Here is a 26,786-nt window from a genome sequence, read left to right as displayed (position 1 = left end):
CTGTGCGCAGGCGTGCCCGTCCGTGAAACCCATCCTCGATCTGGTGACGAAGCTCGGGCCCGCGCGCATCGCCGCGATGGCGGCCGTGACGCTGACGCTGGTCGGCTTCTTCGCCTTCGTGATCCTGCGGGTCTCGCGGCCCGATATGGGCGTGCTGTTCTCCGACCTGTCGCTGCAGGATTCCTCGTCCGTGATCCGCGAGCTCGACGCGCGCGGCATCACCTACGAGGCCAAGGGTGAGATGGGCCAGACCGTGCTCGCTCCCCGCGCCGACCTCGCCAAGCTGCGCATGGACTTCGCCGGCAAGGGCCTGCCGTCCCAAGGGGGCATCGGCTACGAAATCTTCGACAAGGGCGACGCCTTCTCCTCCACGAGCTTCGTCCAGAACGTGAACCACCTGCGGGCGATGGAGGGCGAACTCGCCCGCTCGATTCGCGCCATCGGCCGGGTCCAGGCGGCGCGCGTCCACCTCGTCATCCCCGAGCGCCGCCTGTTCGAGCGCGACCGCGAGGCGCCCTCGGCCGCCATCGTCGTCAAGCTGATGGGCGACCTCGATGCGAGCCAGGTGCGCGCGATCCGGCATCTCGCCGCCTCCGCGGTGGAGGGCCTGAAGCCGGAGCGCGTCTCGATCGTCGACGAGCGCGGGCGGCTCCTCGCCGACGGCGCCCGCGGCGCGGAAGCCGACGGGGCGGGCGCCCTGGAGGAGCGGCAGGCCGGCATCGAACGGCGGATGCGCTCGCAGATCGAGGAGATCGTGGCCGGCATCGTCGGCCAGGGCCGCGCCCGGGTGCAGGTCACCGCCGAACTCGACCTCAACCGGGTCGAGAGCCGCTCCGAGAGCTTCGACCCCGAGAGCCGCGTCGTCCGCTCGACCCAGACGCGCTCCGAGAACTCGCTCACCGGCGGGGCGGAGGGGCAGGTTACCGTCGGCAACGAATTGCCGGGCGCCAACCAGAACCAGCCCGCGCCGCAGCAGAAGGATTCCTCGCAGAAGAACGAGGAGACGACAAACTACGAGATCTCCCGCGTCACCAAGGTCGAGACCCTGGAGGGCGGCCGCCTCAAGCGGCTGTCGGTGGCGGTGCTGGTCGATGGCGTCTACGCGCCCGGCGCCAACGGCAAGCCCGCCTACCAGCCGCGCTCCGACGCCGAGATCGCGCGGATCACGGCGCTGGTGCGCACCGCGGTCGGCTACGACAAGGTCCGCGGCGATCAGGTCGAGGTGGTCAACCTGCGCTTTGCCGAGACCCCCACCGCCGCGGAATTTTCCGAGCCCGGCCTGATCCAGTCCTTCCTGAGCCCGACCAAGGAGGAGGTGATGCGCCTCGTCGAGCTCACGGTGCTGAGCCTGCTCACCCTGGTCGTGCTGATGGCGGTGGTGCGTCCGCTCCTGCGCCGCGTGCTCGAATCCGACGCGCCGATGGCGCTCGCCGGCCCGGCCGGAGCGCTCGCGCTGGCCGGGGCGGCGGGCGGCGAGGCGCCGGTCGAGATCGCGGTCCGCGAGAACAGCACCAACAAGTTCCTCGAGTCGGCCAAGATCAACGGCCAGATCCAAGCCGAGACGGTCGAGCGCGTGGTCGACATGGTGCGGGCAAGCCCGACCGAGACGGTCGAGGTGCTGCGCAACTGGATCCACGATTCCTGATGGACGCTGACACCAGGCAGAACCGGAAGAGAGGAGGGAATTCGTGTCCGCGGGCGTAAACTTCAACGCTGCCATGGAGAGCCTCGATGCGTCGAAGGCGTTCGCCGAGATGCCGGGCCCGCAGCGCGCCGCCGCCCTCCTGCTGCTGCTCGGCGAGGAGGAGGGTGCGCCGATCTGGCAGCGCCTCGACGAGGACGAGATCAAGCTCGTCAGCCACGCCATGGTGCAGCTCGGCTCGCTGGAGGCCGCCACCGTCGAGCGGCTGATCGTCGATTTCGTCTCGCGGCTGTCCTCGGGCGGCGGCATCACCTCGAACTTCGAGCGCACCGAGTCGCTGCTGCTCAAGATCTTCCCGCCCGAGCAGGTCTCGTCGATCATGGCGGAGATCAAGGGCGCCTCCGGAAAGCGCGTCTGGGCGAGCCTGACCCAGATCGACCCCGAGATCCTCGCGAACTTCCTGCGCAACGAGTACCCGCAGACCGTCGCCGTCGTGCTGTCGAAGGTGCGGGCCGACTACGCCGCCAAGGTGCTCACCATCCTGCCGGAGGAGTTCGCCATCGACGTGCTCAACCGGATGCTGCGCATGGAGACCGTCCAGAAGGAGGCCCTGCGCCACATCGAGGAAACGCTGCGCACGGAGTTCGTCTCGACCATCGCCCAGACCACGCGGCGCGACGCGCACGAACTCATGGCCGAGGTCTTCAACGCCTTCGACCGGCAGACCGAGACCCGCTTCCTCGCGGCGATCGACCAGGCCAATCGTGGCTCGGCCAAGAAGATCCGCCAGCTCATGTTCACCTTCGAGGATCTCCTGAAGCTCGATCCGGGCTCGGTCCAGACCCTGATGCGCAAGGTCGACAACGACACCCTGTGCCGCGCGCTCAAGGGCGCCGACGAGCGGGTGCGCGCCTTCTTCATGCGCCAGATGTCGACCCGCGCGGCCAAGAACCTCACCGACGAGATGGGCTCGATGGGCCCGATCCGCCTCAAGGAGGTCGATGAGGCGCAGGCCAAGATGACGGAACTGGCCAAGGAGCTGGCCGAGAAGGGCGAGATCATGATCGCCAAGAACGGCGGCGAGGAGGAGTTGGTCTATTGAGCACGCGCGCCTCCCGCCCCTTCCTGTTCGACACAGATTTCGGCCGCCCGCGCGGGCCCTCCGCCGCCGATTCGGAGGCCTCGGCCCGCGCAGAGGCCGAACGGGCCGCCATCGAGGCGGCCGCCTATGCCCGCGGCCTGCAGGACGGCCGGGCCGAGGCCGCGCTCCAGGAACAGGCCCGGCTCGCCGACGCGCTGACCCGGGTCGGGCTCGCCGCGGCCGGCCTCCTCAACCAGTCCGATGCCCGCGACGGCGAGCGCGAGGCGCAGGCGCTGGCCTTCGCGGCCGCACTCGCCCGGCGCATCGCGGGCGAGGCCCTCGATGCGCGGCCGCTGGCGACGGTGGAGGAGGCGGCCCGCTCGGCGCTGCGGCACCTGCGCGGCGTGCCCCACCTCGTGCTGCGGGTGAACGAAGGACTCGTCGATGACGCGGAGACGCTGATGCGGCGCCTGTCGCGCGAGAACGGCTTCGAAGGCCGCCTCGTGGTGCTGGGCGAACCCGACATGGCGCCGGGCGATGCCCGGCTCGAATGGGCCGACGGCGGCGTCGTGCGCGAGCGCGCCCGCATCGAGGCCGCGGTCGACGCCGCCCTTTCCCCCAATTTCGCCAGCGCAGAGGCCTGAGCCCGATGTCGAGCGACGATTTCAGCCTGCCCCAGCTCAACGAGGGCGACCTGCCCTACGACGAGGGCGGCCCCGGTTCCGTCCGCGACGCGCCGACGAGCCCGAAGAATGCGGCGGACCTCGAACAGGTCTTCGACGTGCCGGTGGTGGTCTCGGCGGTGCTGGGCTCCTCGCGCATGCCGATCGGCGACCTCCTGCGGCTCGGCCCCGGCGCCGTGCTCGAACTCGACCGCAAGGTCGGCGAGGCCATCGACATCTTCGTCAACAACCGCCTCGTCGCCCGCGGCGAGGTCGTGCTGGTCGAGGAGCGCCTCGGCGTCACCATGACCGAGATCATCAAGAACGATCACTGACCCTTTGGTGTGTCGATCCCGGCCTGCGGGTCGGGATCGACACGTCCGGCGGACGGCCGCCGCCCCGCCTTCGCGGGGGCCGGCCTGCGATGAGAGATCATCGCGGGCCGGGGCGGCCATCCGAACCGGATGAATTTTCGGAGACACCACGCCATGCGGCTGCTCATCGTCGGACGGCTCTCGAGCGAACTCGTCACCGCCTCGAAGATCGCCATGAACCGGGGCGCCTCGGTCACCCATGCCGACGGGATCGACCAGGGGCTCGCGACCCTGCGCGCCAAGGGCGGCGACCTCGTCATGGTCGATGTCGGCCTCGACATCCGCCGGCTGGTGCAGGCCCTATCCGACGAGCGCATCCGCACGCCGGTGGTGGCCTGCGGCATCGCCTCCGACGCCCGCGCCGCGGTGGCGGCGATCCAGGCGGGCGCCAAGGAGTACATCCCCCTCCCCCCGATCCCGAACTGATCGCAGCGGTCCTGGAGGCCGTGGCAGCGGACGCCCGCAGCTTCATCTGGCGCGATCCGTCCATGGAGCGCGTGGTGCGGCTCGCCGAGCAGGTCGCCCGCTCGGAAGCCTCCGTGCTCATCACCGGCGAGAGCGGCACCGGCAAGGAGGTGCTGGCCCGTCACGTCCACGCCAAGTCGAACCGGGCGGGCCGCCCGTTCGTCTCGGTCAACTGCGCGGCGATCCCCGAGGCCCTGCTCGAATCCGAGCTGTTCGGCCACGAGAAGGGCGCCTTCACCGGCGCGGTCGCCCGGCGCATCGGCCGGTTCGAGGAGGCCAATGGCGGCACGCTGCTCCTCGACGAAATCTCCGAGATGGACGTGCGGCTGCAATCCAAGCTGCTGCGCGCGCTGCAGGAGCGGGTGATCGACCGGGTCGGGGGCGCGGCCCCCGTCAAGGTCGATATCCGCGTGCTCGCCACCTCCAACCGCAACCTCGCCGACGAGGTGAAGAAGGGCACGTTCCGCGAGGATCTGTACTACCGCCTCAACGTCGTGCATCTGCGCCTGCCCGCCTTGCGCGAGCGGCTGGCCGACATCCTCGAACTCACCGCCCATTTCGCCCGCAAATACGCGGAGCTGAACGGGCTGCCGCTGCGTCCGCTGGCCCGCGAGGCGCAGGCTCTGGTCGCCCGCAACCCCTGGCCCGGCAACGTGCGCGAGTTGGAGAACACGATCCACCGCGCGGTGCTCCTGGCGCAGGGGGCCGAGATCGGTCCGGAGGCGATCCTGAGCCCGGAGGGCGAATCGCTCGCAGCGCCGACGGCGGCCTCCGGCCCGGTCGAGCGGGCGGCGAGCGCGGCGGAGGCCGCGACCCGCGGGCTGGTCGGACGCACCGTGGCGGATGTCGAGCGCGACCTGATCCTCGACACTCTCGACCATTGCCTCGGCAACCGCACCCACGCGGCGCGCATCCTCGGCATCTCGATCCGGACGCTGCGCAACAAGCTCAACGAGTATGTCGAGGCGGGCGTGAAGGTGGCCGAGCCCGGCGGCGTCCGGGCCATGGCGGCCTATGGCTGAGCTCGGCGGCGTCGAAAGACGCCGGGCCGATTCTACGGAGTCAGCACGGTCGGAGCAGTGGCGGCCGGCAGCACCGCCACACCGCGCATCCGCGCGAACATTCTCTCGCTCCAAGGCCCCAGTTGCCCGGCGAGGTGGAACGAAATCGCAGCGACGAGCAAGCCCGCGACGCAGTCGCAGGCATAGTGAGCACCATGTGTCACGGCCGAAACCGTCATCACGGCGTTCAAGAGGAGCACGACCCAGCGCAAGCGCTGCAACGGCCAGATCGCAGCCGTCACAAGGTAGGCCACAGCGCAGTGAAGTGACGGAAAGGAGATCAGCGGCCCGACTTCGTTCAGTGGCAGGGCGCGCATCGTGCCGTCACGCAACGCATGCAGATCCACGAGCGGCGTCGCGCCCTGGAAGAGCAGATGCGCCTCGTCCGGCCCGAGGAGGCCTGCCGCGCCCTCTGCCGGCAACACGGCGCTGATGATTGTCGTCATCGTCACGCAGAGGATGAAGGACGATACGAAACGATCGGAGCGACGCACTTCGCCCAGAGCTGCGAGAAGGACGGGCGTAAGGCCGAGTTGCAGAAAGAATGTCTCGTAGGCTCGACTCAGGATCTCCATCAAAGCCCGTCGCTCGACCATGGAGGTCTGGAACGTCAGCCAATCGAAGCCGAAGGCGCGATCAATTCCGATGAACCAGTCGTCGCGCAGCGGCAGGCCGAAGGCTTGAACGCCGTAGGCGAGAGCGCTGGTCGTGGGTAGCTGTATGATCAATACGGCCAGCAGGGCGAGTCCTGCGCCGAAGCGACGGCGAGAGATCGGGCGGGTGTTGAAGTAGACAGCTCCAGCCAGCATCGAGAGCGGAGCAAGCCACTGCACAACGGAGGTGTGAAGCCAGACGTCCGTCAGACTCTGAACGCACATGGCAGCTGCAACCGACAGGAGCAGTAGGCCGTAGGTCGATGGTGACGGGCCGGCGGCATCCGCCGCCCTGGTCGGAAAGGTGCGCAGGAAAGGCATGGAACGCTCGCTCGCAGGAGGCCGAAGCTTCCCGCATGAGCTGTTTCCATCAAATGAAGACAACCTGCCCGTTTATGGCGTTTCCGAAGGCCGCCCCTCATCGGGATGGCCGCTTCGCCGTGTCCGTGTGTGACACGCGGGAGACGTGGCTTGCCGTCTTGCGCGCGACTGCCGGCGAGCAACCGGCCCCCTCACGGCTTCTCGGTGAACTGCGCCTCGTACTCGGCGTTCTGCGCCGCGCGCGCCTGCTCGATCTTGCGCAGGGTGAGGAAGCGGACGATGTCGAACTCGACGTCGCGGATCGTCTCCTCGATCAGGTGGCGCTGGAGCAGGATGCGAGGATCGTCACCGGCCAGGCCCTCGCGGTCCTGGAGCCGCTGCACCGCTTGGCGAACCACGGTGTAGACCTGATCGCGCTCCTCCCGACTCATGGACGGACTGACGGCGCGCGCGATGAGATCGGTGAAATCCGCCATGGAAACCGTTCGATGAAAGCCGTTCGCTAAAAGTCGTTTGTCCGGCGCCGCTTAGAGTGCATTCCGACGGAGGGGAAGCCGGTCCGTCGAAAGAATGCGCGTTCAATCAAAGGCCTGGAGACGCCGGCCTGATGCAATGGGGTCGGATACGGCCCTAGAGCCGGTTGTCGTTGACCGCTGCGGTCACGAGCGAGACCGAACTCCACAGGACGGTGAAGCAGAACAGGGCCGCGAACAGGGCGTAGAAGGGGGCCGGGTATTCCGAATAGGTCGGCAGCAGGGGCGGCACGAAGGTGGCCAGATAGATCTGCTGCTTGGCCGCCGCGACCCGGGCGCGGTCGAGGATCATCTGCATCGAGGCGTTGAGCTTCTCCGCCACCGTCTGCTCGACCATCAGGCCCTCGTATTCGAGCAGGGCCTGGGTGAGGTTGTGCTCGGAATTCGAGACGATGCCGTCGGTGGTGAGGCGGCCCTGCAGATCCTTGATCTGCCCGTCCAGCGCGCCGAGGGTGGCCACGAGCACTTGGATGCCGCGGCTCTTCTCGTCGAGCTTGGAGTCGCGCAGCACGCGCAGGTCGTTCTCCGCCTTGATCTTGTCCTTGCGCAGGAGCTCGATCGTGGTCACGGCCGCCTCGGCCGACTTCACCGGATCGATGATGCCCCAGCGGTTGCGGAACTCCTGCATCGCGACCCGCGCCTGCTTGAGCCGCTCGAACGACTGCTCGACCTCCTTCTTCGCGTTGGCGATCATGTCGCTCTGGGCGCGGCGCGAGATGCTGTTGATCAAGGTCTCGGAGCGGGCAATCACCTCTTCCGAGATCGCGACCGCGTCCTCGGGCTTGAACGCGCGCACCTTCAGGTGGATCACGCCGGAAATCGCATCGATGTGCGGGATCACCTGCCGGCGCCAGTAGCGCACCAGCTTCTCGATCGGCTGACCCGCGCCGTAGCCGGCCCAGAAATCGATCCCGTCCTGCGAGAACATCCGTTCGAGGCCGAGCTTGGCATCGACGGCCTCCACCATCGGCCGGCTGCCGATGTAGTCGCGCAGGATGAAGCTGTCCTGGCTGTTGTGCTTCTGGATCAGGTCGCTGTGCAGGCCGAGTTCGGCGCTGGCCATCGGCTCGACGTTGCCGCGCACGGCGAACTGCGACACGACGATATATTGCGGACTGGCGATCGCGAAGACGTAGAGGCCGACCACCGCGGTCGGCGCCAGCGCGAACAGGCAGTAGCTGCGGAACAGTCGCTTGGCCATCCGCTCGGGCGGACGCGCCTGCCGCGGCCGCAGACCGGGCAGCCGGGTCCATTCGAGGCCGCGGCGTGCCCGCTCAACCAGCGCCCGACCGGGGAAGCGGCCCTTGCCCGGGGAGACCGGCTCGATCGTCTCGGCGTTGCGCCGCAGGTCCGGCACGGAGCGCCGGGCAAGATCCATGAGCGATTGAACGCTCGGGCTCGGCCGGACCCGCGTCGCCTGCTTGACCTCGTCGTCGGAACTCATCGAATGGGGGTCCTCACGGATCCGCGGCCGGAGCACGCCCGCACGAGGGGCCTCGCGCCTGGCCACGCGCGATACGCTCGGACCAGACGCTTCGGCAAGCTCGGGGCGGCATCCTGTCTGGTGGTTCAGGTCACGTTCTTTTCGGCCCTTTTTAAGGCGCGGCGATCCGCCGGGATTGCGCCCCGGGCCGGGGGACTGCGATACCGCCCCCGAAACGGAGTGCGGCCCGAATCGAAGGGCCGGACGGGGGGACATGTGGGACGGCGGCAGGATCCGGGCGGGGCGGCCCGAGAGGACGAGGTCGAATCGGACCGGGTTGAATCGGCCCGGGTCGAGACGACCAAGGTGAAGACGGCCAACGCGGGCTTCACGGACCTCGTGCTGGTCTGCCGCAAATGCGCCAAGCGCCAGGGCGTGGACCGCAAGCAGCTCGGCCGTGCCGTCAAGCGGGCGTTCCGGCCGGGCGCGCGCGACGCCGCCGCCGGCAAGGGCGCCGGCAAGGTCCGGGTGCTGGAGACGGGCTGTCTCGGGCCCTGCCCCAAGCGGATGCTGACGCTGGCCACACCGGAATCCCTGGCGCGCCGCCGCGTCATCCTCGTCGATCCGGCGCTCGATGCCATCGGCCCCGCGGCCCTCACCCTCGCCGCGGTGGTGCCGTCGCCGGCCGCACCCGTCGTGGCGTTCACAGCGTCCGAGACGGGCCCGGCAGCCCCGGCCGATGGAGCGGGCAATGGTTGAGGCACCCGCTCGCCGTGGGGATCAGCGGGTAGATCCCTCCTCGGACCTACCCGCCGAACAGGCGCGACCGGGGCGTCTCCTGCGCGGGCTGCTGCGCCGGCTGCCCCTCGTCGGCACCCTGGTTGGGCTGGGGCTGGGCGTCTGGCTCGTCGCCACCAACGACCTTGCGGCGATCGGTGCGGCCTTCGGGCGGATCGGTCCGGCGGGACTGGCTGCCATCGTCGGGGTGCGGGCCGTCATCGTGTTGCTGTGCGGGCTCGCCTGGGCGCGGGTGCTGCGCGGCATCCCGCCGTCGGGACGTCACGCCCATCCCGCGAAGGCCGCCGCCGAGCCCCCTGTCGAGACCGGCGCCTTCGTGATCCTGCGCTTCGTGCGGGAGGGCGTGAACGTGCTCCTGCCGGTCGCCTCGGTGGGCGGTGAGGTGGTGGGCGGGCGCCTGCTGACCTTCTGGGGCGTCGCGGGCAGCCTCGCGGCCGCCTCGCTGCTGGCCGACATGCTGATCCAGGTCGCGACGCAGGTGGCCTTCACCGGGCTCGGCGCCGGCCTGCTCTGGCGGCTGCCGGGGGAGGCCGCCGCCGTGCTCGCATGGTGGACGACGCAGGCCGCCGTGGTGGCGGTGGCGGCAGTCACCGCCTTCTTCGCCCTGCAGACGCTCGGCGCGGCGCGGGGGCTGGAGCGGCGCCTCGCCGCCCTCGGGCGCCGCTTCCTGCGCTCGGCGGCCCCGGAGGGGGCGAAACCGGAGGCAAGCGCGGCAGGCATCCTCTCCGTGCAGGAGGCCCTCGATGTGGTCTGGGCCCGCGAGCGCCGCGGGCCGATCGCTCAATCGGTCGCCCTGCACGCCGTGGCCTGGGGGCTTGGCGCGGCCGAGATCTGGATCGTGCTCGCCTGCATCGGGGTCGAGGTGAGCCTGACCGAGGTGTTGGTGCTGGAATCGCTCTCGCAGGCGATCAAGTCGGCGGCCTTCGCCGTCCCGAGCGGGCTCGGCGTGCAGGAGGGCGGCTTCGTCGTGGTGGGCGCCCTGTTCGGGCTCGATGCGGGCACCGCCATCGCTCTGTCGCTCGCCAAGCGCGTCCCCGACGTGGCGCTGGGCCTGCCCTCGCTGATCGTCTGGCAGACCCTGGAAGCCAAGCGGGCGCAGGTGCTGCCGCCACGCTGAATCCGGGTTTCGAAAGGACAGGTCCTTTCGCGGGTCCAGGGCAGACCCCTGGAAGCGGGCGATTCAGCCCTCGCTCATCGTCAGCCACCCACGCATCGCCTCGAACGTCGCGATGCCGGCAGCGAAGGCGGCGGCGGCCTCCGCCTCCGGCAGCCCGTCCAGCCGCTTGCGGAATTCCCGCCAGAGCGGCCCGGTCGCGCGGCCGCGGCCGGCATAATAGGCCAGCGGCACGCCCTCCCCGTGCAGGCGGGCGACGTGGCGGCCGATGACGGCGCCACCCAGCGTCGAGCCTTCCAGAACGTAGAGCGCACCCAGAGCCGCGCCCGCCCCGTCGAGGCGGGGCGCGGCGGGTGCCGGTACGGTATCGGGTGCCGCGCGATCGAGGGCGTGCAGATCCGCATCGAGCGCCGGGAGCCGTCGGCGCGGATCGAAGAAGGCTGCGTCCGCGAGCGCGGCCGCAATCGCCGGCTCGTAGGCGGCGTGGAAGCCGCGCAGGCGGACCAGCAGGGCCCGATAGCCGGGCAGCGTCGCCACGCGCGCCTCCCAATCGAGGTCGCGCTCCAGCGCCTCATGCGCCGCTTGCGTGGCGTCCCGCAGGCGGGCGTGCAGGCTGTCGATCAAGTGGGGCTCAGGCGTGAACGGTGAAGCAGGCACCGTCGGCGTTCTCGACGTCGAGGCGGGCGCCGATCTGGTCGAGCATGGCGCGGATCAGCTTCATGCCGAGCCCGGTGCCCCGCGCCTTGGCGTTCTCCCAGCCCGTCGGCATGCCCTCGCCGTCATCGCAGATCCTGAGGCGGACGGCCGCCCCTTCGCCGCCGGCCACGGAGACGCTGATCCGCGCCCCCTTCTCGGGCTTGCCGGCATATTTGAATGCGTTGGTGACGAGTTCGGTGGTGATCAGCGAGAGCGCCACCGCGTGCCGATAGGGCACCATCAGGCCGGGCTCGGCGGTCAGCTCGACGCTGTGCTCGTCGCCGGCCATGCCGGCGAGGTCGCTGCACAGGGTCTGGATGGTCTGGCCGAGATCGACCTGCTCCATGCTCTCGCCCTGGTACAGGCTGTCATGCACCCGCGCGACGCTCATGACGCGGGCCGAGGTCTCGGAGAAGGCTTGGCGCGCCTCCGGGTCGGCGATCTGCCGGCGCTGCATGTGTAGGAAGGCCGTTACGATCTGCAGCGAGTTCTTCACCCGGTGGTCGATCTCGCGGGTGAGCAGATCCTTCTGCTCCAGCAGGCGCTCCTTGTCGGCGAGCAGCCCCGTCAGCTCGTCGATCTTGCGGCGCTGGCGCAGCACCACGCCGTCCACGGCGTCGGCGAGCTGCGCGGCGAGCGCCACCTTCCACGTCGCCCAGGGCGTGGAATGGCCACGGCGCTCCTCGATCCAGCGCTCGAACGAGCGCCGCGGCAGCACCGCCACCGGGCCGCTGCCGGGCAGGACGGGTTTGCGCGGATCGCCGCCCCAGGTCACCGTGCTCGGCACTTCCGGCTTGACCCAGAACAGCAGATGCTGGCGCGAGGTGCCGACGAAGGCCGCGAGCAGCCCGCTGGCGATCTCCGTGAAATCCGCGGCCGGCGCGTGATGCAGCACCAGCGTGTCGGTGACGAAGGTGGTCTCGTCGGGCGGCAGGCTCTCCCGCAGCCAATCGGCGAGCGCCCGCACCTTCGCCGCCTCCGGCGTGACGCCGACGAGGCAGACGGCCTCGTCCGAGACGATGCCCGCGCCCGTGGCGCCGAACAGGTCGAGCAGAGTCGGATCGCCCTGGGTCAGGGAGGTGACGAAGTCGTCGGAACGGGTGAGCCCGCGCACCAGCCGGCCCTGCACGTCGAGATGGCGCTGCCGCTCGCCCCACAGCGCCTTGCCCTCGATCTCCTGCACCCGCATAGCGAAGGCGTCGGTGAGCACGGTGGCCGCGGCGCGGGTCTCCGGCGCGACGTAGTGCGGCCGACGGTGATGGCCGATCATCAGGCCCCAGAGCCGGTTCTCGACCATGATCGAGATCGACATCGAACCGTCGACGCCGAGATTGCGCTGGTATTCGAGGTGGATCGGCGAGAGCGTGCGGTTCTGCGCGAAGGTGAGGTCGATCGGCGCGTTGCCCGCGGCGCGGTCGGCCACCAGCGGCACGGGCACGCAGTCGCGGTCGATCACGAAGCGGCTCTTGGCCTTGGTGTAGAGGGCGCGGGCCTGGGCCGGGATGTCGGAGGCGGGAAAGCGCAGGCCGATCAGCGGGCGCTGCCAGTCCGGCACCATGTCCTCGGCAATGGCTTCGCCGTTCCAATCCGTGTCGAACCGGTAGACCAGCACCGATTCGAAACCGGTCATGGCGCGGATTTCGAGGGCGGCGATCTGCGCCGCCTCGGTCAGGGACTCGGCGGCGCGCAGCCGCATCATGGCGAGTTCGGCGTCGAGCGGGCTCGCGGCGAGGAAGTCCTCGGGGCGCTCCGGCGCCAGTTCCAGCTCGACGATCACCCGGCCGAGATGGGCATGGGCCACGAGGTGGAAGCGCTCCCCCCGCGGCGGAAGCGTGAGCGAGCGGCGCAGGAGCCGCCCGTCGGTCAGGGTGTGGGCGGCGAGCCCGTCGCGGATCGCGGAGACGATCGCGCCCGGCAGCACCGCCTCCAGGTTGAGGCCGTTGGGCGGGAAGAGATCGGGCGCCAGCACGTCGGCGGCGTTGGCGCTGAAGGCCAGGATCTCGAGGCTCGCGGCGTCCGCGGCGAGCATCACCGCGTTCGGCTGGATCGAGCCGGGAATGTGGATCGGCTCACGCTCGCACAGGCTCGGATCGACCGGCTCGGCCCGGCTGCGCTGGGCGATCGCCGCGAGGACGGCCTCGCGCGAGGGGCCGGCGGCGATCTGCTCCAGGGGGGTGATCGTCAGCCAGATGTGCCCGTTCGCCCCGGACCGCAGGCCGATTCGCGCCCGCAGGGGGGCCGGGATGCGGCCGAACACGAACTCGAAGGCCTGATCGGCCACGCTCCGGCGCTGGCCGCTGAGAAAGCGGCCGTAGAAGCTCGGCACGTTGGCACTCGGCACGAGTTCGCGAAAGAAACTCCGCCCGATCATCGTATTGGGCGGCAGGCCGCACAGCGCGCCCGCGGCCCGATTGCAGGCGAGCACGATTCCGGCGGCGTCGAGGGCAAGAATGCCCACGCCGAATTCATCCCGCTGCTCGGCGGTCAAGGCATCGAGATCGACCGGAAGGTCGACCGGACCACCGTTCGGCCCCACGGCATGCATCTGCGACGGATCGACCATTACGGCAGCCGGTATGCCTGCCACGCCCCGGTTAAGCAATGCCGGGTCTGCCTTCGCCACGCATTTCGGTCCCCCCGAAAGTCGGACCAAGTGCCTGAGAAGACCGAACTTTGTCTGATAACATACAGTCCTCCGCGACACAGTGGGTAGCCGGACGTAGCGGCGGCAAAGCGACGACCTCGCGTCTCGATGAAGGCAAGATGGCAGCCCCGGCGCGCGATGGTTACTTGAGGTGATCGCCGAGATTCGAAAGCGCCGTGTCGAGGCCCTCTTCCAGAGTCGGATGATAGAACGGGCGGTCGCGCAAACGCCGCACGTCCAGCCCGTCCTGCACCGCATAGGCCAGGAGATGACCGAGATGCTCCGACTCCGGGCCGATCAGCTCGGCGGCGGCAAGGCGCCCGTCGGCCTCCGCGTAGAGGCGGACGCCGCCCTGCGCCCGGTCCATCACCCGAGCCCGGCCCTGGTCGCAGAAATCGGCGCGGCCGACGCGGTGATCCGCTTGCGGGTCGAAGCCGCCGCCGATCACGGCGATTTGCGGATCGCTGAACACCATGGTGAGTGCGACCCAGCGCTCCGGCCGCTCGGCCCCCTCGCCGCGGGCGAGCCGCGCGGCGTTGCGCCCGGCGATGCGGCCCTGACGGCTCGCCTCGTGCAGAACCGGGCGGTCGGCGTTGGCGTCGCCCGCGATCAGGATCTGCGCGCCCTCGCAGAGCAGCGAGCGGGGATCGTGGACCGGGCCGCCCTTGTCGTTGAGGGTCGCACCGGTGTGCTCTAGGCCGATTCCCGAAACGTTCGGCGGACGGCCCGCGGCGGCGAGCACCCGATCGAACGTCTTGTCTCCCTTGCCCCCGGCTCCGTCCCAGCCGAGTCGCGCGCCCTCGCCCGCGATCTCACCGCTCTCGACCTTCGCGCCGAGATGCAGATCGAAGGCCTCCGAAAAGATCTCGCGGGCGGCCCGCTTCAGATCGGGATCGCGCAAGCCGCCGAGACTGTCGCCGGGATCGAACACGCTGGTCGCCACACCGAGCCGGGCCATGGCCTGGGCGAGTTCCAGCCCGACCGGGCCGGCGCCGAGCACGGCGAGCGAGGCTGGCAGATCCTCGATCTCGAACACAGTGTCGGTGGTGAGAACCCGGTCGCCCAGCCCCTTCAACGGCTCGGGCACGCTCGGGCTGGAGCCGGTCGCCAGCACCGCCGCCTTGAAACGCAGGCGGGTGTGGTCGTCGATGCGCAAGGCATCCGGCCCCTCGAACACGGCCCGCCCTGTGAGGCGCGTCTCGTCGGGGAAGGTGTCGACCCCCTCGAAGACGGATTCCACGAAGCGGTCGCGCAGGCGCCGCATCCGGGCGAGCACCGCCGGGCCATCGACCCGCACTTCGCCGATGCGGATGCCGAGCCGGTGCGCCGCGCGGGCCTCCTGCGCCGCCTCGGCCGCGGTGATCAGCAGCTTCGAGGGCATGCAGCCGACGCGGGCGCAGGTCGTGCCGCCGGGGCCCTGCTCGATCAGCACGGAGCGGACGCCCGCATCGAGGGCGGCGCGGTGGGCGGCGATGCCGGCGGTGCCGGCCCCGATCACCGCGACGTCGCAGGAGAGGTCCCGCATCGCTCAGGACGCCATGGTCAGGACGGCACCGCCATCGACGCGCAGGTTCTCGCCGGTGATGAAGCTCGCCTGCTCCGAGCACAGGAAGGCCACCGCCGACGCGACCTCCTCGACCCGGCCGCGGCGCTTGACGACGATGCCGGGGCGCTTCTCTTCGAGGAAGCTCTCGATCGCCTCGTCGAAGGAGACGCCGAGTTCCCCGGCGCGCTTCTCCATCATCGCATCGGTCATGGGCGAGGCGACGAAGGCGGGCGCCACCGAGTTCACCAGCACCCCATCCGGCCCGTAGGCCTTGGAGAGGCCCTTGGTCAGGTTCATCAGGCCGGCCTTGGCGGCGCAGTAGGGCAGTTCCTCGACATAGGGCTGCACCGCGTCCTCGGAGGTGAAGAACACGATCCGCCCCCATTTCTGGGTCCGCATCCCGGGGATGAAGGCGCGCGCCATCCGCACCGCCGCCATCAGGTCGGCCTGGATCGTCGACATCCAGCCCTCGTCATCGATCTCCAGGAAGTCGCCGGTGGCGCCGGTAACGCCGGCGGCGTTGACGAGGATGGTGGGTGTCTCACCGAAGGCCTGGTCGGCGAAGTCGCGCAACTTGCGTGCCCCCGCATCCGACGAGAGGTCGGCCTGGCAGAACTTGACCGGGCCGAGCGCCGCGAGCCGCGCGGCCGCCTCCTCCAGTTCCTTCTCCTTCAGGTCGGAGAGGACGACTTTGACGCCTTCGCGCAGCAGATATTCCGCACTCGCGTAGCCCATACCGGAATCGCCGCCGGTGATGACCGCGACGCGACCGCTGATGCCGAGATCCATGAATCGATCCTCTTCCCTGGCGGCGTCCGGTTCGACCGTGCGACCTCGGCGCGGTGACCATTTGCTAAAACCGCGGGCCAACGGAGGGCGTCGGGGATCGTTCCAGCCGGGCCCCGGACTGCGGCGATCCGACCGCTCGCGCGGAGGAGACGACAACGCGGCCGGGGCCGCACCCGACGACGCGGCGACCCTGGAAAGCGGGTCTTCAAAAAGTCTTTGCGCGACTCGGCGACGCACGGCACCCTCCGCACTCCGACATCCGAGACGCGCATAGGGAGAGCGGCGATGAGCGAGACTGAGGCGACGTCACCCGCTGTGCCCCCGAAGGGCGGCGTGGTCGCTTATCTCACCCTCGACGGTGCCCTGCGGGCGGCCGAATTCTACCGGAACGCCTTCGGCGCCGAGATCGTCGCCTCCGTGCCCGCGGACGAGAAGGGGCGGACCATGCACGTCCACCTCGTCGTCAACGGGACTTCGGTGATGCTCTCCGATGCCTTTCCCGAATACGGCCACCCGCTCCAGGCGCCGCAATCCTTCAGCCTGCTCCTGCCGGTCGAGGACATCGCCGCGTGGTGGAACCGGGCGGTCGCGGCCGGTGCCGAGGTGGTGACGCCCTACCAGGAAATGTTCTGGGGCGACGTCTACGGGCAGCTCCGCGACCCGTTCGGCGTGATCTGGGCGATGAACCAAGCCAAGCGCCCGGCCTGAGAGATCGGAGAGACACAGCATGAGCGACGCCGACGATCCCCGCGACCTCGTCCTCACCCGCCTGATCCCGGCACCCCGCCGGGCGCTCTGGCGCGCCTGGACCGAGCCGGAGCTGGTGAAGCGCTGGTTCGCCCCGAAACCCTACACGACGCCGGTCGTCGAACTCGACCTGCGGCCGGGTGGGTCGAATCTCATCGTGATGCGCAGTCCCGACGGGCAGGATCTGCCCAACCGGGGCGTCTATCTGGAGGTTGTGCCGGATACCTGCCTCGTCGTCACCGATGCCTACCGCTCGGCCTGGGTGCCGTCCGAAAAACCGTTCCTGACAGTGATCCTCACCTTCGCCGACGAGGCCGGCGGCACCCGCTACACGGCGCGCGCCCGCCACTGGACGCTGGAGGACCGCCAAGCGCACGAGGCGATGGGGTTCGAACAGGGCTGGGGCATCTGCGCCGACCAGTTGACCGAGCTGGCCCGCGGCCTCTGAGGACGCGGGGGCGACGATCTCCAGCCTCCCAAACCCAGGGTTGAAGGGAGCTCGACGGAGAACACGCGCCGCGAACCGAAATCGGCGCGGAATATGACATCGGGGCGCGCGTTTGAGCCTGTGCACGACCTCCGTGCGACAGCGGGAAGCGACCGATGCGTTTTGTCCTCATGCTAGCAGCCGGCGTGGTGTTCGGCGGTGTCCTGGCCGGCAGTCCGGTCGGAGCCGTGGATTGGCACCCGAACACCCGCCACCACGATCATCATTTCCACGCACATCACCCGGAGCGTCACCGCCACTACCGCGGGCACGGGCACTCGCACGTGCATGACCATGGGCATGTGCGGGACCGTGGGCATGTGCGGGGCGAGCACAAGAAGCGCAGCCGCGCGCGACGGACCCATCAGCGTTGACGCACCGCCGCCGCCCGGCACGGCCGGGCGGCGGCTTACGATCGATCGATGGCTCGGCTCAGGCCGCTTCGCCCAGGCACCACGCCAGGATGCCCTTCTGCGCGTGCAGGCGGTTCTCGGCCTCGTCGAACACCACCGATTGCGGACCGTCGATCACCTCGGCGGTGACCTCCTCGCCGCGATGCGCGGGGAGGCAGTGCATGAACAGCGCGTCCTTGGACGCGGCCTTCATCAGCGCCGCATCCACCCGGTAGGGCGAGAGCAGGTTGTGGCGGAAATGCTCGTCGTCGTCGCCCATGGAAACCCAGCAATCGGTCACCACGAGATCGGCCCCCTCGACCGCCGCGTAGGCGTCGGTGGTGGCGTTGACCCGCGCGCCCTCGCGCTTGGCCCAATCGACGAGGGCCGGCGGCATCGCCAGTTCCCGCGGCGCGGCGACGTTGAGGGTGAAGTCGAAGCGGGCGGCGGCGTGGACCCAGCTCGCCAGCACGTTGTTGGCGTCGCCCGACCACGCGACCGTGCGACCCCGGATCGGCCCGCGATGCTCCTCGAAGGTCAGCAGGTCGGCCATGATCTGACAGGGATGCGAGGCCTTGGTCAGCGCGTTGATGACCGGCACCTCGGCATGCTCGGCCAGCTCCATCACCAGGCCGTGGTCGAGGGTCCGGATCACGATCGCATCGACGAAGCGCGACAGCACCCGGGCGGTGTCGGACACCGTCTCGCCGCGGCCGAGCTGCATCTCCTTGCCGGTCAGCATCAGGGTGTCGCCGCCGAGTTCGCGCATCGCCACGTCGAAGGAGACGCGGGTGCGGGTCGAGGGCCGGTCGAACACCATCGCCAGCATCTTGCCGGTAAGCGGTCGCTCCACCGCGCGCTGGCCCTTCACCCGCACGCGCTTCATCGCGGCGGAGGTGTCGAGGACACCGCGCAGGGTCTCGGCGGAGAGATCCTTCAGGTCGAGGAAGTGGCGGACATGCGGGCCGCTGCCGTTCAGGGTCGTGGTCATCTCAAAATCTACGCTCGCGGTGCCGCCCTCAGGCGGCCCCACGCATCTGCGCCTCCAAATCGGTCGCCGCGGCCTCCAGACGGGCCACGGCCTCGTCCACCTCCGTCTCGCCGACGATCAGCGGCGGCAGGAGGCGGACCACGTTGTCGCCGGCCGGGATCACCAGCAAATGCCGCGCGCGGGCGGCCGCCGTGAACGCGGTGTTCGGCAGGTTGAGCTTCAGGCCCCGCATCAGCCCCTGCCCGCGCAACTCGGCGAAGACGTGGGGGTGCCGGTCGATCAGGCCCGCGAGCTTCTGCGTCAGCAGCAGGTCCATGCGCTCGACATGAGCCAGGAAGCCGTCACCCAGCACCACGTCGAGCACGGCGTTGCCGACCGCCATGGCGAGCGGGTTGCCGCCGAAGGTGGTGCCGTGGGTGCCGGCCGTCATGCCGCGGGCGGCCTCGGCCGTGGCGAGGCAGACGCCGAGCGGGAAGCCGCCGCCGATGCCCTTGGCCGCGCTCATGATGTCCGGCGTGACGCCCGACCATTCATGCGCGAAGAACTTGCCGGTGCGGCCGACGCCGGTCTGCACCTCGTCCATGATCAGGAGCAGGCCGTGCGCCTCGCAGAGCGCGCGCAGGCGCCGCAGGATCTCGCCGGAGATCACCCGCAGGCCGCCCTCGCCCTGGATCGGCTCGATCATCAGGGCGGCGGTCTCCGGGCCGATCACGGCTTCCAGCGCAGCGAAATCGCCGACCGGCACCTGATCGAAGCCCTCGACCTTCGGACCGAAGCCCTCGATGTACTTCTGCTGGCCGCCCGCCGCGATGGTCGCGAGCGTGCGGCCGTGGAAGGCGCCCTCGAAGGTGATGATGCGGTAGCGCTCGGGATGGCCGCCCGCCGCATGATACTTGCGCGCCATCTTGATGGCGGCCTCGTTGGCCTCGGCACCGGAATTGGCGAAGAAGGCCACGTCGGCGAAGGTCGCGTCCACGAGCCGCTGGCCCAGCCGCTCCCCTTCCGGGATCTGGAACAGGTTCGAGGTGTGCCAGAGCTTTTGCGCCTGGGTGGTCAGCGCCTCGACCAGGTGCGGATGGGCGTGGCCGAGCGCGTTGACGGCAATGCCGGCACCGAAATCGAGGTAGCGGTCGCCGTCCTCGGCGACCAGCCATGCGCCCTCGCCTCGCTCGAAAGCGATCGGGGCGCGGGCATAGGTCGGCAGCAGGGCGGAGGTCACGCGGGTCCGTCTCCTCGGGCTCGATCCAGGGAACGCAATGGCTCCCGAAGTCGCCAAAAGAAAGTGCCGCCTCGGGGGACGGGCGGCACGGGCGCGATTACTAAGAAACGAGGCGCTTCTGTCAATCGCAGGACGGCGCCGGGGCGGCCCGCGCCGCCGCGATCCGCCCGAAATCGACGCGCCGCGGTGCCGTCCGGCACCCGCTTTTGAGGCTCAGGCCCGCTGCAGCCGGGTCGCTTCCGTCGGCGAGCGCCCGATCATCTTGCGGAAGGTCCGCCCCATCCGCCGCGCATCGGGAAAGCCCGCGCGCAGGGCCGCCTCGCTCAAGGAGACCGTGCCGGAGCGGATCAGCGACTGCGCCAGCGTCACGCGTTCGCGCAACACATATTGATAGGGCGTCACGCCGAAGGTGCCCTTGAAGGCACGTACGAAATAGCCCTCGCTGAGGCCCGCCACCGCCGCCATCTCCCCGAGCGACAGGGGCGCATCGATCCGCTCGGCGACGAGGTCGCGCACCCGCCGCGCCTGCCGGGCGGTGAGCGCCGCGCTCTTGCGGGAGGGCGGGCTCGACAGGGCGCCGGAGGCGCGCAGCACCGCGAGCGCCACGCTGTCGACCAGAAGCGCGTCCGCGGCGCTGTCGTGGCCGCTGGCCGCCTGCCCCAGGGCGGCCAGGAGGTGGGAGACGGTCATCCGCTCGGTGAGATCGCAGGTGATCGAATCGATCCGGAGATGCGAGAGCGGCGCCTCGATCATCCGCTCCACCGCGGCGGGCATGAAGGCGAGATAGCGCCCGCGGCATGGCCCGCTCCAGAGCGTGCGGCCGGCATAGCCGGGCCCGCGCAGGACGAAGGCCTCCCCGGTGCGCTCGTCGCAGGGCTCATTGCCGGTCGGGCCGTCGCTGAAGGTGAGCGTGGTCCGGCTCAGGCCGTACCAGCCGCCGTGCCACGTGCCGACGAGAAGGCCACCGACCCGGTGCGTGCTGAAACCCGCCGTCTCGTAGGCGAAATCGAGGAAGGCGATGCCGTCGAGGCCGCTGGCGGGGATCTGGCCGAAAATTCGGTCCGGCGGGGCGCTGAGATCGCCCTGCACCGAGGCGTTGACGAACGGAACGCTCATCGGCCGCGTCGTTCTCCCTCTCGCTGACGCGCCTCCGGGGCGCGCTTCGAATTCTTGTTGCCGTGTTCTTGTTGCCTGGGCGGTCTTCGCCGCCCTTTGGCCGCCAATTGACGGCCTTGCGCCGGAGCCGAGGCGACGGCGCCGTCACGGCGACGCTTCGATCCGAACGGATGAGAACGACCCGCCTACGCGGTCGTTCCCTCTGCTGTTCCCTCGGCCCGCGGGGTCGATCGTGCCGGCGGCGGAAGCGCCCGTCGAGGGCGCATCCGGTCGTCGCGTCCCGCACGAGGCCCACGGAAGCGGTGGGGGCGGCCGCTTCCGTGGGAGGACGTGTCAGGAAATCGGATTACTTCCCGAGCAGGCCGCCGAGCAGACCGCCCACCGCGCCGAGCACGGTGTCGAGCGTGCCGCCGACGAGGCCGCCCACTTGATCGACGACACCGGACACGGCCCCGAGTTCGCTGCTGAGATCGAGATCGAGGCCGAGAGACAGACCGCCGCCGACCTGATCCAGCTCCGCAGCGTTCAGCTCGCGGACCGTATCAATGTTCTGCTGCATGGTTTTCTCCTTTGTCCGAATGGTACTGGAAGAACGTTCTGTATTTCTGTCTTCCTGTGGAATAAGAGCGCCGGTGTGCGTCGCTCTGCTGGATAAGGTACGGATATTATTCCGGCAGGCAACCCGGGCTGCGTTATACGGTCCGGGGTGATCGGCTCAGGACCTCTCGGATGGACAGATCTTGCTCTCTCACAGCACGACCAACGGTCGTATCCGGACTCCGCGCGCCGCCCCCGGCCCTACGCGTGCGCCGCTCCCCTTCCCTTCGGCCGACCCACGCGATCGACCCTCGCGGGACGGGTGTGGCGGGACGGGCCGCCGCCCGCGCGGGGGACAAAAATTGACGTGCCGGCCGGGGAGCCGGCCGTCCGCGCCGCCGGACCGGCTAAGAATTTGATGCTGTTGCGGATTACGCCCTGCATGCGTCAGAACAACGCACCTGATCGTTCGATCGCTACCCCGGAGGAGGCTTCCCGGTGAACGCGCCCCTGTTCCGTCGCGAGGTCGTGGAGGCACGGCGAAGCGCCTGGCTCGGCGAGGCCCAGGTGATCCAGCCCCTGGCGATCCGCGTCGTGGTCGGTCTGTGCCTCGCCTTCGCCGTCCTCGTCGGCGTCTACGCCTGGCTCGGCAGCTACACCCGCCGAGTCCATGCCGACGGCCTGCTCGCGCCCGATATCGGCCTCATCACCGTGGCGAGCCCGTTGGCGGGGCGGGTCAGCGCGTCGGGCGCCAAGGAGGGGGACCGGGTCGAGCGCGGCCAGCTCCTCTTTACCATCGACCTCGACGCGGTCTCGGCGAGCGGCCCGACGCAGGAGCGGGTGATCGCCCAGCTCGGCCGTCAGCGGGAGAGCGTGGAGCGCCAGCGCGCCGCCCGCGCGGCCATGGCCACCGCGGAGAAGGAGGGCTTGAGGGAGCAGGTCGCCAACCTGGAGGCGCAGCGCGCCAGGATCGAGGAGCAGCTCGCGCTCCAGGAAAAGCTGGTGCCGCCGCTCAAATCCCGCGCCGACGAACTCGCCGACCTCGTGACCCGCGGTTTTGCCCGCGCGGCCGACTTCCAGAGCCAGAACTACCTCTATCTCCAGGCCAGTTCGCAACTCGCGCAGTTCCGCCAGGGTGGGCTTCAGGTCGAGGGCAAGCTCGGGGATCTGCGCGCCAAACTCGCCACCTTCGACGAGACCCTGGCCCGGGATCTCGCCGAACTCGACCGCACCGCCGCGCAGCTCGAACAGCAGCGGGCCGAGAGCGAGGCGCGCCGCGCCATCGAGGTGCGCGCGCCGGAGCGCGGCATCCTTACCTCGATCCGGGCGCAGGCCGGGCAGACCGTGGCGGCGGGGGCGAACCTGCTCACCCTGCTGCCGAGCGAGGGTCGGCTGCAGGCCAACCTGTTCGTCGATTCCTCGGCGATCGGCTTCATCGAGCCCGGCGCCAGCGTGATGCTGCGCTACGCCGCCTTCCCGTTCCAGCGCTTCGGCCTGCACCGGGGCACGGTGACGGAGGTGACCCGCGCGCCGCTCGAAGGCGACGCCCGGCCCGAGGCGGCGCGGGACACGGCCAAAAATGCGGGGAACGGGGGCGTCTACCGCATCATCGTGCGGCCGGATGCCGACAGCGTGACGGCCTATGGCGAGCAACGCCGGCTGGAGGCCGGAATGCGGGTCGAGGCCGATATCGCGCTCGAGAAGCGCCCGCTCTACCGCTGGCTCCTCGACCCCCTCTACCACGTCAAGCGCAGCGTCGATCTCGTCACCGAAGGAGGGACACGTTGAGCCTGCTGTCGGATCTTCAATTCGGTTTCCGGCGGCGCCTGCCGGTCGTGCTCCAGGCGGAGGCCGCCGAGTGCGGCATGGCCTGCCTCGCCATGGTGCTGGGCTACCACGGCCGCCGGGTCGATCTCGGAAGCTTGCGCGCCCGCCACGCCCTCTCGCTGAAGGGCATGACGCTGCGAAACCTCATGGATCTCTCCGGCACCCTGGGGCTCTCGACGCGGGCGCTGCGGGTGGAACTGCCCGATCTCGGCCGCCTGCGCCTGCCCTGCATCCTGCATTGGGGGCTCAACCACTTCGTCGTGCTAGCGCGGGTCGGGCGCCGGGAGATCGTGATCCACGATCCCGCCCGCGGGCGCCGCACCCTGAGCCTCGCGGAAGCCTCGCGCGAATTCACCGGCGTCGCCCTGGAGGTGGCGCCGAACCAGAGCTTCGTGCGTGAGCGGGCGGCGCGCGGCCTCGCGCTCTCCGACCTGTTCCGGGGCATGGCCGGCATCCGCGCGGCGATGATGCAGATCCTGGCCCTGTCGCTCGGGATCGAACTCGTCGCGATCCTGATGCCGATCGCCTCGCAGATCGTCATCGACGAGGTCATCGTGAACGGCGATCTCGATCTGCTGCTGGTCGTGGCGCTCGGACTCGCCCTGCTGCTCGTGCTGCAACTCGGCCTCGGCGTCGCCCGGAGCTGGGCGATCATGCTCACGGGCACGAAGCTGAACTACCAATGGTCCGGCTCGCTGTTCGACCACCTCTCGCGGCTGCCGCTCGACTATTTCCAGAAGCGGCATGTCGGCGACGTGATCTCGCGCTTCGGCACGCTCGCGACGATCCAGAAGGGCATCACCACCGATCTCGTCCAGGCGCTGCTCGACGGGCTGATGTCGGTCGGCATGCTGATCATGCTGTTCCTCTACGGCGGCTGGCTCGCCCTGGTGGCGGTCGCCGCCACCGCGCTCAACGCCGGCTTACGGATCGCCGCCTACAAGGCCTATCGCGAGGGCACCGAGGAGGCGATCGTCGCGGAGGCGCGCCAGCAGAGCCACTTCATCGAGACCGTGCGCGGCATGGCGAGCGTCAAGCTCCTGAACCTGCGCGAGCGCCGCCGCGGCACGTGGATGAACCAGTTCGTCCAGGCGCTGAACGCCCGGCTGCGGCTGCAGCGGCTCGACCTTGTGTTCGGGCGCGGCAACGAGTTCCTGTTCGGCGCCGACCGGCTGATCCTGCTGGTGCTCGGGGCGCGCGCCGTGATCGACCAGTCGATGACGCTCGGCATGCTGGTCGCCTTCCTCGCCTATCGCGACCAGTTCTCGACCCGCATCGGCAACCTGATCCAATCGGGCTTCCAGCTGCGGATGCTCAACGTGCAGACCGACCGCCTCTCGGACATCGTCATGACCGAGCCGGAGGAGGCCGCAGCCCCCATGCCCGCCGCGGCGGCGCCGATCGCGGCCCCCGCCCTCCTTCCCTCCGGCGAGCGTCCGCCGGTGCGCGGCGCGGGCTTGCGCGCCGTCGGCCTGTCCCTGCGCTACGGCGACGACGAGCCCTGGGTGTTCCGCAATCTCGGCCTGGCGGTGTCGCCGGGCGAAAGCCTGGCCATCACCGGCCCTTCGGGCTGCGGCAAGAGTTCGGTGATGAAGATCCTGATGGGTCTGCTGCCGCCCTCCGAAGGCGCCGTGCTGGTCGATGGCCGCGATATCCGCTCCGGAGGGTTGGCGGCCTACCGCGCCCGCATCGCCGGGGTGATGCAGGATGACGGGTTGTTCGCCGGCTCGATCGCCGAGAACATCGCCTGTTTCGACGAGCGGCCCGATCCCGGCTGGATCCGCGAATGCGCCGCCCGCGCGGCGATCCTCGACGACATCGCCCGCACGCCGATGGGCTTCGAGACCCTGGTCGGCGACATGGGCTCGACCCTCTCGGGCGGCCAGCGCCAGCGGGTGATCCTCGCCCGCGCCCTCTACCGGCGCCCGGAGATTCTGTTTCTGGATGAGGCGACGAGCGCGCTCGACGAGCCGACCGAGGCGGTCATCGCCGCCGCGCTGCGCGACCTGAAGATGACGCGGGTCATCGTCGCCCACCGTCCGGCGACCGTGGCCCATGCCGACCTGCGCTACGATTTTTCCGCGGAGGCACCGCGGGTCGAGCCTCAGGCGACGGAGACCGCCGGTTGAGAGGGCTTTGCCAGGGTGATCGCTTAAAGGCGATCGCCCTGGTTTTTTGCTTGCCTCAGTCACCGGCGCCCGCCTCCGCGGGCTCAGGCTTTCGCTCCGCTCGACGCCTTTCAGGACTGAGGTCCTGAAAGGCCCGCTGCGCGCGGCGCTCTTCGCGCCGCGAAGCCGCTCAGGCGGCTTCGACCGATTGCCCTGATGGCTTCCGCCCTTCCCCCTTGCGAGTCGCCCCTCCCCCATGCTCAGACCCCCGCAGCATCATGCGGGAGACGGCGATGAACTCGGTCAAGGAACGTCTGGAAGCGCTCGGCCTGAAGCTGCCGAAGGCGGCGGCCCCGGTCGCGAACTACGTGCCCTATATCCGCACCGGCAACCTCGTCGTCATCTCCGGCCAGATCTGCTTCGGCCCGGACGGCACCCTCGACCCGGCGCACAAGGGCAAGCTCGGCGCCGAGGTCTCGGCCGAGCAGGGCATCGCGGCGGCCCGGCTCTGCGCGCTCAACGTGCTGGCCCAGGTCCAGGCGGCGGTGGGCGACCTCGACCACGGCGTCGTGCAATGCGTGCGGCTCGGCGGCTTCATCAACGCGGTGCCGAGCTTTGCTGGCCTCGCCCCGATCATGAACGGCGCCTCCGACCTGATGGTCGCGATCCTCGGCGATCGTGGTCGCCATGCCCGCTCGACCGTGGGGGTCGCCGAACTGCCCCTCGACGCGGCGGTCGAGGTCGAGGCGATGTTCGAGGTCGCGTGAGCGCGACCCTGGACCGGGCGCCGGACTGGCTCATTGCCTGTCCGATCGCCCACCGCGGCCTGCACGACCGCGCCGCCGGCATCCCGGAGAACACGCTGGCCGCGGCCGAGGCGGCGGTGGCGGGCGGCTACGCCATCGAGTGCGACGTGCAGCTCAGCGCCGACGGCGAGGCGATGGTGTTCCACGACGAGGCGCTCGGGCGTCTCACCGAGGCATCCGAGCCGGTGGAATCGCGAACGGCGGCCGAACTCGGCACGCTGACCGTGGCCGGTTCGGGGGAGCGCATCCCGACGCTGCCGGACTTCCTGGCGCGGGTCGCGGGCCGCGTCCCCGTTATCGTCGAGATCAAGTCGCGCTTCGACGGCGACCGGCGGCTCACCCGCCGCGCCGCCGAGATCGTCGCCGGGCTCGACGCCCCGGTGGCGCTGAAGTCGTTCGATCCGGGCATCGTCGCGACGCTGGCCGAGATCGTGCCGGGCCTGCCCCGCGGCATCGTCGCCGAGGCGAGCCAGGACGATCCGCACTACGCCCTGCTGGCGCCGTCAGCGCGGGCCGAATTGTCGGGCCTGCTCCACCTCCATGTGAGCCGCCCGCACTTCCTGTCCTGGCGTGTCGGCGACCTGCCGGGTCCGGTCCCCTATCTCTGCCGCCGGCTCGGGAACATGCCGGTGATGACCTGGACCGTGCGCACCGAGGCACAGCGGGCGCTGGCCCGCGAGCACGCGGACCAGATGATCTTCGAGGGTTTTCGCCCGTAACGGGTTCCCGAAGGGCATGCCCTTCGGCGGGTCCA

24 protein-coding genes and 1 pseudogene are annotated in these 26,786 nt (G+C 70.1%); 13 read left to right on the top strand and 12 right to left on the bottom strand.

Features of this window, described 5'->3' with window-relative positions:
- Window positions 1–22 precede the first annotated feature (22 nt).
- From fliF to MSPGM_RS20620, 5 genes and pseudogenes are all read left to right on the top strand, one after another.
- Entirely contained in the window at window positions 23–1,645 is a 1,623-nt protein-coding gene (gene fliF, locus MSPGM_RS20640) for a flagellar basal-body MS-ring/collar protein FliF (RefSeq protein WP_261925900.1), read from the top strand.
- A gap of 43 nt (window positions 1,646–1,688) precedes the next feature.
- Window positions 1,689–2,744 carry a flagellar motor switch protein FliG gene (gene fliG / locus MSPGM_RS20635; RefSeq protein WP_012255236.1) on the top strand — a complete coding sequence of 352 codons (1,056 nt, stop codon included), beginning with the start codon at window positions 1,689–1,691 and terminating at the stop codon, window positions 2,742–2,744.
- Entirely contained in the window at window positions 2,741–3,367 is a 627-nt protein-coding gene (locus MSPGM_RS20630) for a FliH/SctL family protein (protein WP_015857385.1), read from the top strand. Before fliG ends, MSPGM_RS20630 begins: the two co-directional genes overlap by 4 nt.
- Before the next feature lie 5 nt (window positions 3,368–3,372).
- Window positions 3,373–3,720: a flagellar motor switch protein FliN gene (gene fliN / locus MSPGM_RS20625; RefSeq protein ID WP_003605979.1), complete on the top strand. Its 348-nt coding sequence runs from the start codon at window positions 3,373–3,375 to the stop codon at window positions 3,718–3,720.
- A 153-nt stretch (window positions 3,721–3,873) separates the two neighbouring features.
- Window positions 3,874–5,246 (top strand): annotated as a pseudogene (locus MSPGM_RS20620) (sigma-54-dependent transcriptional regulator).
- Between the two features lie 32 nt (window positions 5,247–5,278).
- Here MSPGM_RS20620 and MSPGM_RS20615 read toward each other — a convergent pair.
- The 3 genes from MSPGM_RS20615 to MSPGM_RS20605 form a co-directional block, all read right to left on the bottom strand.
- Complete coding sequence (locus MSPGM_RS20615) at window positions 5,279–6,259, bottom strand: phosphatase PAP2 family protein (RefSeq protein ID WP_003605982.1); 981 nt, start codon at window positions 6,257–6,259, stop codon at window positions 5,279–5,281.
- 191 nt (window positions 6,260–6,450) lie between these two features.
- Complete coding sequence (locus tag MSPGM_RS20610; RefSeq protein ID WP_003605983.1) at window positions 6,451–6,735, bottom strand: hypothetical protein; 285 nt, start codon at window positions 6,733–6,735, stop codon at window positions 6,451–6,453.
- 154 nt (window positions 6,736–6,889) lie between these two features.
- Window positions 6,890–8,236: a capsule polysaccharide transporter gene (locus MSPGM_RS20605; protein ID WP_003605985.1), complete on the bottom strand. Its 1,347-nt coding sequence runs from the start codon at window positions 8,234–8,236 to the stop codon at window positions 6,890–6,892.
- 255 nt (window positions 8,237–8,491) lie between these two features.
- Between MSPGM_RS20605 and MSPGM_RS20600 the strand changes: the two genes are divergently transcribed.
- On the top strand, window positions 8,492–8,974 hold the full coding sequence (locus tag MSPGM_RS20600; RefSeq protein WP_015857383.1) for a hypothetical protein: 483 nt from the start codon (window positions 8,492–8,494) through the stop codon (window positions 8,972–8,974).
- The gene (locus MSPGM_RS20595) at window positions 8,967–10,130 is read left to right on the top strand and encodes a lysylphosphatidylglycerol synthase domain-containing protein (protein ID WP_043766518.1); all 1,164 of its coding nucleotides are present in this window, start codon (window positions 8,967–8,969) and stop codon (window positions 10,128–10,130) included. Before MSPGM_RS20600 ends, MSPGM_RS20595 begins: the two co-directional genes overlap by 8 nt.
- 63 nt (window positions 10,131–10,193) lie before the next feature.
- Here the strand turns inward: MSPGM_RS20595 and MSPGM_RS20590 are convergent, their stop codons facing one another.
- From MSPGM_RS20590 to MSPGM_RS20575, 4 genes are all read right to left on the bottom strand, one after another.
- Window positions 10,194–10,751, bottom strand: a complete 558-nt coding sequence (locus tag MSPGM_RS20590; protein WP_004447075.1) for a biliverdin-producing heme oxygenase — start codon at window positions 10,749–10,751, stop codon at window positions 10,194–10,196.
- A 7-nt stretch (window positions 10,752–10,758) separates the two neighbouring features.
- Window positions 10,759–13,386 carry a histidine kinase dimerization/phosphoacceptor domain -containing protein gene (locus MSPGM_RS20585; protein WP_004447074.1) on the bottom strand — a complete coding sequence of 876 codons (2,628 nt, stop codon included), beginning with the start codon at window positions 13,384–13,386 and terminating at the stop codon, window positions 10,759–10,761.
- A gap of 223 nt (window positions 13,387–13,609) precedes the next feature.
- Window positions 13,610–14,992 (bottom strand): dihydrolipoyl dehydrogenase, encoded by a 1,383-nt coding sequence (locus MSPGM_RS20580; RefSeq protein ID WP_004447072.1) that lies wholly within the window; start codon window positions 14,990–14,992, stop codon window positions 13,610–13,612.
- A gap of 3 nt (window positions 14,993–14,995) precedes the next feature.
- Window positions 14,996–15,802 (bottom strand): SDR family NAD(P)-dependent oxidoreductase, encoded by an 807-nt coding sequence (locus MSPGM_RS20575; protein WP_004447071.1) that lies wholly within the window; start codon window positions 15,800–15,802, stop codon window positions 14,996–14,998.
- A 285-nt stretch (window positions 15,803–16,087) separates the two neighbouring features.
- On the opposite strand from MSPGM_RS20575, the gene MSPGM_RS20570 reads away from it, so the two are divergent.
- Window positions 16,088–16,510 carry a VOC family protein gene (locus MSPGM_RS20570; RefSeq protein ID WP_004447070.1) on the top strand — a complete coding sequence of 141 codons (423 nt, stop codon included), beginning with the start codon at window positions 16,088–16,090 and terminating at the stop codon, window positions 16,508–16,510.
- 19 nt (window positions 16,511–16,529) lie between these two features.
- The gene (locus MSPGM_RS20565) at window positions 16,530–16,997 is read left to right on the top strand and encodes an SRPBCC family protein (protein WP_004447069.1); all 468 of its coding nucleotides are present in this window, start codon (window positions 16,530–16,532) and stop codon (window positions 16,995–16,997) included.
- A 173-nt stretch (window positions 16,998–17,170) separates the two neighbouring features.
- Here the strand turns inward: MSPGM_RS20565 and MSPGM_RS20560 are convergent, their stop codons facing one another.
- The 5 genes from MSPGM_RS20560 to MSPGM_RS20540 all read right to left on the bottom strand — a co-directional run bounded on the left by MSPGM_RS20560 (window position 17,171) and on the right by MSPGM_RS20540 (window position 21,313).
- Entirely contained in the window at window positions 17,171–17,308 is a 138-nt protein-coding gene (locus tag MSPGM_RS20560) for a hypothetical protein (RefSeq protein ID WP_182568870.1), read from the bottom strand.
- Window positions 17,309–17,468: 160 nt separating this feature from the next.
- Entirely contained in the window at window positions 17,469–18,419 is a 951-nt protein-coding gene (argF, locus tag MSPGM_RS20555; RefSeq protein ID WP_015857380.1) for an ornithine carbamoyltransferase, read from the bottom strand.
- A 28-nt stretch (window positions 18,420–18,447) separates the two neighbouring features.
- Window positions 18,448–19,638, bottom strand: a complete 1,191-nt coding sequence (locus MSPGM_RS20550; RefSeq protein ID WP_004447066.1) for an aspartate aminotransferase family protein — start codon at window positions 19,636–19,638, stop codon at window positions 18,448–18,450.
- A gap of 213 nt (window positions 19,639–19,851) precedes the next feature.
- Window positions 19,852–20,754, bottom strand: a complete 903-nt coding sequence (locus tag MSPGM_RS20545; RefSeq protein ID WP_015857379.1) for a helix-turn-helix domain-containing protein — start codon at window positions 20,752–20,754, stop codon at window positions 19,852–19,854.
- A 346-nt stretch (window positions 20,755–21,100) separates the two neighbouring features.
- A complete protein-coding gene (locus MSPGM_RS20540) occupies window positions 21,101–21,313 on the bottom strand; it encodes a hypothetical protein (RefSeq protein ID WP_004447062.1) in 213 nt (70 codons plus the stop codon).
- Between the two features lie 476 nt (window positions 21,314–21,789).
- Here MSPGM_RS20540 and MSPGM_RS20535 point away from each other — a divergent pair, with 476 nt between their 5' ends.
- The 4 genes from MSPGM_RS20535 (at window position 21,790) to MSPGM_RS20520 (ending at window position 26,751) form a co-directional block, all read left to right on the top strand.
- Window positions 21,790–23,079 (top strand): HlyD family secretion protein, encoded by a 1,290-nt coding sequence (locus MSPGM_RS20535; protein WP_004447061.1) that lies wholly within the window; start codon window positions 21,790–21,792, stop codon window positions 23,077–23,079.
- The gene (locus MSPGM_RS20530; RefSeq protein WP_004447057.1) at window positions 23,076–25,247 is read left to right on the top strand and encodes a peptidase domain-containing ABC transporter; all 2,172 of its coding nucleotides are present in this window, start codon (window positions 23,076–23,078) and stop codon (window positions 25,245–25,247) included. The genes MSPGM_RS20535 and MSPGM_RS20530 overlap by 4 nt, the downstream gene beginning before the upstream one ends.
- A 272-nt stretch (window positions 25,248–25,519) precedes the next feature.
- Window positions 25,520–25,993, top strand: coding sequence for a RidA family protein (locus MSPGM_RS20525; protein ID WP_003601986.1), 474 nt, complete (start codon window positions 25,520–25,522; stop codon window positions 25,991–25,993).
- Window positions 25,990–26,751: a glycerophosphodiester phosphodiesterase family protein gene (locus MSPGM_RS20520; RefSeq protein WP_209688313.1), complete on the top strand. Its 762-nt coding sequence runs from the start codon at window positions 25,990–25,992 to the stop codon at window positions 26,749–26,751. Before MSPGM_RS20525 ends, MSPGM_RS20520 begins: the two co-directional genes overlap by 4 nt.
- Window positions 26,752–26,786 lie beyond the last annotated feature (35 nt).

Origin of the sequence: Methylorubrum sp. GM97 (assembly GCF_024347855.1) — a bacterium.
In the GTDB taxonomy this organism is placed as follows: Bacteria; Pseudomonadota; Alphaproteobacteria; order Rhizobiales; family Beijerinckiaceae; genus Methylobacterium; species Methylobacterium extorquens.
This window is presented reverse-complemented; position numbering and strand designations above follow the sequence as displayed.

Excerpts from the sequence above, each read along its gene's own strand:
- fliN (WP_003605979.1), top strand. The coding sequence starts at position 3,373 with ATGTCGAGCGACGATTTCAGCCTGCCCCAGCTCAACGAGGGCGACCTG.
- MSPGM_RS20615 (WP_003605982.1), bottom strand. The coding sequence starts at position 6,259 with ATGCCTTTCCTGCGCACCTTTCCGACCAGGGCGGCGGATGCCGCCGGC.
- MSPGM_RS20610 (WP_003605983.1), bottom strand. The coding sequence starts at position 6,735 with ATGGCGGATTTCACCGATCTCATCGCGCGCGCCGTCAGTCCGTCCATG.
- MSPGM_RS20605 (WP_003605985.1), bottom strand. The coding sequence starts at position 8,236 with ATGAGTTCCGACGACGAGGTCAAGCAGGCGACGCGGGTCCGGCCGAGC.
- MSPGM_RS20595 (WP_043766518.1), top strand. The coding sequence starts at position 8,967 with ATGGTTGAGGCACCCGCTCGCCGTGGGGATCAGCGGGTAGATCCCTCC.
- MSPGM_RS20585 (WP_004447074.1), bottom strand. The coding sequence starts at position 13,386 with ATGGTCGATCCGTCGCAGATGCATGCCGTGGGGCCGAACGGTGGTCCG.
- MSPGM_RS20580 (WP_004447072.1), bottom strand. The coding sequence starts at position 14,992 with ATGCGGGACCTCTCCTGCGACGTCGCGGTGATCGGGGCCGGCACCGCC.
- MSPGM_RS20575 (WP_004447071.1), bottom strand. The coding sequence starts at position 15,802 with ATGGATCTCGGCATCAGCGGTCGCGTCGCGGTCATCACCGGCGGCGAT.
- MSPGM_RS20570 (WP_004447070.1), top strand. The coding sequence starts at position 16,088 with ATGAGCGAGACTGAGGCGACGTCACCCGCTGTGCCCCCGAAGGGCGGC.
- MSPGM_RS20565 (WP_004447069.1), top strand. The coding sequence starts at position 16,530 with ATGAGCGACGCCGACGATCCCCGCGACCTCGTCCTCACCCGCCTGATC.
- argF (WP_015857380.1), bottom strand. The coding sequence starts at position 18,419 with ATGACCACGACCCTGAACGGCAGCGGCCCGCATGTCCGCCACTTCCTC.
- MSPGM_RS20545 (WP_015857379.1), bottom strand. The coding sequence starts at position 20,754 with ATGAGCGTTCCGTTCGTCAACGCCTCGGTGCAGGGCGATCTCAGCGCC.
- MSPGM_RS20540 (WP_004447062.1), bottom strand. The coding sequence starts at position 21,313 with ATGCAGCAGAACATTGATACGGTCCGCGAGCTGAACGCTGCGGAGCTG.
- MSPGM_RS20525 (WP_003601986.1), top strand. The coding sequence starts at position 25,520 with ATGAACTCGGTCAAGGAACGTCTGGAAGCGCTCGGCCTGAAGCTGCCG.